The organism is Arthrobacter sp. P1_B4 (genome assembly GCF_056406555.1).
This window is the reverse complement of record NZ_JBFTZW010000008.1, coordinates 98,401-104,504: the sequence shown is the minus strand read 5'-3', so window position 1 is coordinate 104,504 and position 6,104 is coordinate 98,401. Positions and strand designations below refer to the sequence as shown.

At 69.2% G+C, this 6,104-nt stretch carries 3 protein-coding genes, 1 tRNA gene and 1 other RNA gene; 1 reads left to right on the top strand and 4 read right to left on the bottom strand.

Going from position 1 to position 6,104, the window contains the following annotated elements:
• Positions 1 to 233: 233 nt before the first annotated feature.
• From recR to ffs, 3 genes are all read right to left on the bottom strand, one after another.
• Positions 234 to 833: a recombination mediator RecR gene (recR, locus tag AC1D1W_RS05865; protein WP_018774392.1), complete on the bottom strand. Its 600-nt coding sequence runs from the start codon at positions 831 to 833 to the stop codon at positions 234 to 236.
• 51 nt (positions 834 to 884) lie between these two features.
• Positions 885 to 3,971 (bottom strand): DNA polymerase III subunit gamma and tau, encoded by a 3,087-nt coding sequence (locus AC1D1W_RS05860; RefSeq protein ID WP_476943191.1) that lies wholly within the window; start codon positions 3,969 to 3,971, stop codon positions 885 to 887.
• Positions 3,972 to 3,998: 27 nt separating this feature from the next.
• Positions 3,999 to 4,095: signal recognition particle sRNA small type (ffs, locus tag AC1D1W_RS05855), an RNA gene on the bottom strand.
• A 475-nt stretch (positions 4,096 to 4,570) separates the two neighbouring features.
• Here ffs and AC1D1W_RS05850 point away from each other — a divergent pair.
• A tRNA-Ser gene (locus AC1D1W_RS05850) sits at positions 4,571 to 4,655 on the top strand.
• Positions 4,656 to 4,937: 282 nt separating this feature from the next.
• On the opposite strand, the gene AC1D1W_RS05845 is transcribed toward AC1D1W_RS05850, so the two are convergent.
• On the bottom strand, positions 4,938 to 5,849 hold the full coding sequence (locus AC1D1W_RS05845) for an oxygenase MpaB family protein (protein WP_243181458.1): 912 nt from the start codon (positions 5,847 to 5,849) through the stop codon (positions 4,938 to 4,940).
• Between the last annotated feature and the right edge of the window lie 255 nt (positions 5,850 to 6,104).

Here is a 6,104-nt window from a genome sequence, read left to right as displayed (position 1 = left end):
GAGTGGGCATGAGGGCATTGTGTCCATTCCTGGGCGTGGGCCCTGGACATGTCCGCCGGGCCGGATGGTGGGCCAGGTGCGGACATGCTCAGTGCTGTCGCGGGACATGCTCATTCTTGGTGGCCTGGAGTGGGCATGAGGGCATTGTGTCCATTCCTGGGCGTGGGCCCTGGACATGTCCGCCGGGCCGGATGGTGGGCCGGGGTGTCGCTGCCGCGGCGGCCACTAGTGCGTCAGCTCAGGGCGTTGCGGCGGCCCTCGAAGGCCCTGCCGAGGGTGACTTCGTCGGCGTATTCCAGGTCCCCGCCCACGGGCAGGCCGGACGCCAGCCGGGTGACGGCGATGCCAATCGACTTGAGCATCCGGGCCAGATACGTCGCCGTGGCCTCGCCCTCGAGGTTGGGGTCGGTGGCGATGATGATTTCCTGGATGGCGCCGTCGTTGAGCCGGGTCAGCAGCTCACGGATCCGGAGCTGTTCCGGACCGATCCCGGCGATCGGATTAATCGCGCCGCCCAGCACGTGGTACCTGCCGCGGAAGGACCGCGTGCGTTCCACCGCCAGGACGTCCTTGGATTCTTCGACGACGCAGATAACCGTGGGGTCCCGGCGCGGGTCGCGGCAGATGTTGCACAGTTCCTGCTCGGTCACGTTCCCGCAAACCGTGCAGAACTTGACCCGTTCCTTCACGGTGGTGATGGCATCGACAAGCCGCTTCATGTCCTGCGGATCGGCCTCGAGGATGTGGAAGGCCAGCCGCTGGGCTGACTTGGGCCCCACTCCGGGAAGGCGTCCGAGCTCGTCGATCAGCTCTTGAACTGCGCCTTCGTACACAATGTCCTCGTTCGTTTGGAGTGGGGCCGGGGCCAGCCGGCAGGGGGTCTGCTAGAAGCGGGGCGGCAGCGGGCTTCCATCCAGGGAGCGCTCTTCCACCAGTTTCCCGCCCAGAATACGCTCGACGGCGGCCCGGCCGAAGACGCCCGATTCCTCGATCGTTTCGTCGTCGGCGCTGGGGATGTCCTGTACGTAGACGGTGGTCGCGGCGGCGGCTCGGGCGGGGGCCTTCGCCCGCCCGGCCTCGGCCTCGGGACTGTTCGACAGCCGCTGGTACAGGCTTTGCCGGCCTGCCGGAGCGGCAGCGTCGGGAACGGCAGTGACCGCAACAGCCTCCGCGACGGCAGCTACGGCAGCGGCGGCCACACGCGGCGCAACAGACTCCGCAACCGCCGGCGCCGGAGCCGCTTCGGCCCGGGCCTGGTGGTCCGAGGCCAGTCCGGACGGCGCGGACACGACACCCGCGTACTCCGGGATCTGTGCCGCCGCCGGCTCGTAGTGCACAGGCTTCGGCTCGGGCTCGGACGCAGCGGGCTCGACATCCGGGCTCGTGTACCGGCCGAGGTTCGAATCTGTGCCGACCGTCCAGACGCCGGGTGACTGCTCGACGGCGCGGGCCCACGCGTCATCCGACGCGTCCGGGTCTGCGCCCGGTGTCCCGGCCGGGGAACCGGCGGTTTTGGATGCCGGCGCGGCAGGGGACTTGCGGGCCGGAGCGGTAGCGACAGCCGCGGGCTCGGGGCGGCGCAGCGTGGCTACGGGCGAGGGGTCCCAACCCAGGGGTGGTTCCTCGTCCAGCGGAGGGGCGTCCTCGTCCCGGGGCGGTCCCCAGTCGTCATCGGCGTAGGACCCGGAAGGCTCCGAAGGGCCATCCGAGCCGGCTGCTGGCTCGGCTGCGCTGACCTGAGATTGGATCGCGGGGGCAGGCGCCTGCGGTTCCGCTGCCGGCTCGGCTGCCGGCGCGGCTGCGCGGACCTGAGCCTGGGCCGCGGGGGCCGGAGTGGGTTGCGTCGAAGGCATTGAGGCGGCGGGAACGTGCGCCGCGGCCGCCCGCGAGGGGACGGCTTCAGCGGCATCGTTGGCCGGAGATGGGGCCTGCTGGGGAGCCGGGCTCAGGCCCCAGGCGACGTCGGCCGATGTCGCCTGGCTTGCGGACGATGCCGGGGTCTCCGGGCTAGCCGGCGGCGCTTTTGGGTTTGGCTCAGAGCTCGCTGGGCTGTTGCTGCTGCCGGCCACGGCCCGGATCTGGCAATCGATGCCGATGGTCTTGTGGATCGCCTGCCGGAGGTTCTCGGCGTGGTCGGCCCGGCCGAAGGCGCCCGCCAGCCCCGTGGTGGTGAACGCGAGGGTCAGGACGTGGTCCTCGAAGTGGCCGACCTGGGCGTTGGGTTCCACCAGTGCCCAGGTGCTGCGTTTGATCTTGGTGAGCGTTTGCAGGATTTCGGGCCAGGCGCGGCGCAAAACCTCCACGTCGGCTCCGGGGCCGGCGGCAGACCCGGGAGCAGCGGCAGGCGCCCTGCCGGGCTCGGCCGGCTCGGGGCGCGCAGGGACGGAAGGTGCTGGGGTAGATGCCGCGGGGGCGGACGGTGCGGGGGCGGATGGGGCAGCCGCTGAGGCAGTCTCTGACGCGGGCAGGGACGGAGGCGCGGCGGCGGGACCTGCGGCCGGGGCGGGCCGGCTGGCCGCCGCGGGTTCGTCCACAGGCCAGTCGCTGGTGCTGACCCGTGGCGCCGTCAGCGGTTCTCGGACGGGCTCGTCCTGCCTGGCGGGCGCGGAGACTGTGGCCGGCGGCTGCTCGCCCTGACGCGGGGCGGAGGGGGCGGTGGTTGTGGCAGCCGGCGCGGCGTGCGAGGGTGCGGCGGGCACGTCCGCTGCAGGCAACTGTGGCGCGGCTGCCTGCTCCGTGCGTGCAGGCGAAACGGCAACAGGTGCGGGAGCGGCGGCGAGGGGGGCTCCGACGTCGTTCCCGGCGTAGTTCAAACGCCGCTCGACGCGGTCGATCCGGGCTGCGATGCCGCGCTCGGTCTGCTCGGAGCTGGGCAGCAGGATGCGGGCGCACAGCAGTTCCAGGTGCAGGCGCGGCGAGGTGGCCCCGGTCATGTCGGTGAGAGCGGTATTGGTGACGTCAGCGGCGCGGGAGAGCTCGGCCGCCCCGAGGTTGTGCGCCTGGTTCTGCAGGCGGGCGATCTGGTCCGCCGGCATGCCGCGGAGGATGGACTGGGCGCTTTCGGGCATCGCCTGGACGATGATGAGGTCGCGGAAGCGTTCGAGCAGGTCCTCGACGAAGCGCCTAGGATCGTGCCCGGTCTGGATGACGCGGTCCACAGCGCGGAACACTGTGGCGGCATCCGACGCCGCGACGGCTTCGACGACGTCATCGAGCAGGGAGGCGTGCGTGTAGCCCAGGAGGGCGACCGCGAGTTCGTAGTCCAGGCCGTTTGGTCCGGCGCCGGCCATGAGCTGGTCGAGCACGGAGAGGGAATCGCGGACCGAACCGCCGCCCGCGCGGATGACGAGCGAGAGCACCCCGGGCGCCACGGGGACGTTCTCCTGGGTGCAGAGCAGCTCCAGATACGCCATGAGAGGCTCCGGCGGCACCAGCCGGAAAGGGTAGTGGTGCGTGCGGGAACGGATGGTGCCGATGACTTTGTCCGGCTCCGTGGTGGCGAAGATGAACTTGATGTGTTCCGGCGGTTCTTCGACGATCTTGAGCAGGGCGTTGAACCCGGCCGACGTGACCATGTGGGCTTCGTCGATGATGAAGATCTTGTAGCGGTCCCGGACGGGGGCGTAGGTGGCCCGTTCCCGGAGGTCGCGGGCGTCGTCCACACCGCCGTGGCTGGCGGCGTCGATCTCGATGACGTCCAGGGAGCCGGAGCCGCCGCGGGCGAGTTCCACGCAGCTGGGGCACTTGCCGCAGGGGGTGTCCGTGGGGCCCTCGGCGCAGTTCAGGCAGCGGGCCAGGATGCGGGCGGAGGTGGTTTTGCCACAGCCGCGGGGGCCCGAAAAGAGATAGGCGTGGTTGACGCGGTTCTTGCGCAGGGCCGTCATGAGAGGCTCGGTGACGTGCTCCTGCCCGATAACGTCCGCGAACGAATCGGGGCGGTATCGACGGTAGAGGGCGGTAGTAACAGTCACAGATAAACCCTACCAATCGGCACAGACATAAAAGACCCCTCATGCACCCGCCAGAGCCCGTTTACCCTTGCTACCTTCCGGTCCTGGGGGAGTTCAACAGGATGACGCCACATGAGGGGCCGTCAGCAAGTTTACCTGACGATTGGGTGTGCCCCGAATTGGCCCGGTTTGGCCCGGTTTGGCCCTTAATCCTCGACGGGAGATGCCCATTCTTGGCGAGAAGGAGTGGGCTGCAGGAGTGGGCTGCAGGAGTGGGCGCGGTGGGACTATGTCCAGCGGTCGGGCGGACCGCTGGGCATGTCCAAGTGGCGGGAGTGGGCAGTGTGTGGCATGCCCATTCTTGGCGGGAAGGAGTGGGCTGGTCGAGATTATGTCCAGCGCTCCGGCGGGCTGGGGGACATGTCCGGTCCCGGGAGTGGGCAGTGTGGGGCATGCCCATTCTTGGCGGGAAGGAGTGGGCATTTTGGGGCTATGTCCAGCCCTCAAGTGGGCCGCGGGGCATGTCCCGCGGAGGAGCCGCAGGCCGGGGCGGGAGGCCCAATTGGGCGAAGCTGGAAAGTTCAGGTATTCTAGTATCTGCTTTTGATTCAGAAGCAACTGGAGAATTCGCCTAGCGGCCTATGGCGCACGCCTGGAACGCGTGTTGGGTTAACGCCCTCGGGGGTTCAAATCCCCCATTCTCCGCGGTTGGCCCCGGTCCTCGGACCGGGGCCATTTTGCGTCTCCGGGCCGTTCGTGTCCCCGGCATTTCTATCCTCGTGAGGTTCTCGTGAGGTTCTGGCCAAGGTTGCGTCCTCCGGCAGTACCGGCACCGATTCATCCGCCAAGTCGGCTTGGAGGCCGGGCCGCCCCGTGCCCCAGCCGCACTGCGCCCCCCCGGGGCCGCCCCGTGCCTTAGCCGCCCCCGTGCCCCAGCCGGCCCGCCACAAACCAGCAAAACCACCGCAGCCGCCCGCCGGCCCAGACTCAGGCCCGGTAGCCCAGCCGGCGCAGCCTGGCGCGGGCAGCTTGCTCGCTCGGGCCCATCCGGCCGAGGGCCACATGCACCACGCCGAGCGTGACCCGGGTGGCCAGGGTTACCGGCAGCGGTATCGGGCCCAGCCGCGCGGTCCGCAGGCCCAGAAGCTCCCGGTACTTGGGCTCGAGGCTTGCCACGGCGGCCGCGAACAGCACCCGGTAGCCAGGCCTGAGCGCGGGGTGCAGGGGCGGGTCGCGAATGAACGCCACCGTTTCGGTGACCCGTTCGTCACAGCGGAGCTCGCCGTCGTCGTACCAGCGGTCCAACTGCTGGCGCATTTCCGCTTCGCTCAGCGGTGGTGCCTCGACGCCCATCAGCCGGCCGGCCTGGGCCCACTCACGGACGTAGGCATCAGGTCCGCCAGGAATCGGCCGCCCCCACAGTTTGTGGGCAGAGAGGAAAGCGTCTGTGAAGGCAATGTGAACCCACCGGAGCAGCTCGGGATCATTGGCCGCGTAACTGCGCCTGATGCCGTGGCCGTCCACAAATTCTCCCCGCACCGTCCGGTGCAGCCGAAGAACCCAGTCCGATGCCGCCTTCGCCGTATCCGTGGAGCCATACGTCACGGTGAAGATCCAGCGGATCGTGCCAGCCAGCCGGCCCAGCGGGTCTTCGCGGAAACGGGAGTGATCGTGGACTCCGGCCAACGCGCCGGGATGGAGCGCCTGCATCAGCAGTGCCCGGATTCCCGCCACGATGGTTGGCATGTCCCCGTGCACGGCCCAGACGGCCGAGCCGGGCAAGTGGTACCCGGCGTCGTCCCCCTCGGCCAGGCCCGGCACCCACTCGGGCACCGAATCGCGCGTCCCCGTGAACGTCTGTTTGAGTTCCGCCTGCCATTCCCTGAGGACATTTCGCATCCTTCATTCTTACCCGTCCCGGCGGCGTGCGGCACCTGCAATTGTGCGGAGAACTACTGGGGCGCCGCCGGCAAGCTACTGGGGACATCCGCGGATCTCCGATTGGTCCCGCAAAAGGAGCGCGCTGACGGTTCACAGACCCGGCCGTCTGTGGTCACATAGGGAGGTAAGTCCGTGAAGATTGGGGTCTGGCGGACATATAGCGGGAGTCATTTCGTGGGAAAACACTGGGGAAACTCATCGAGTGAGCAGTCA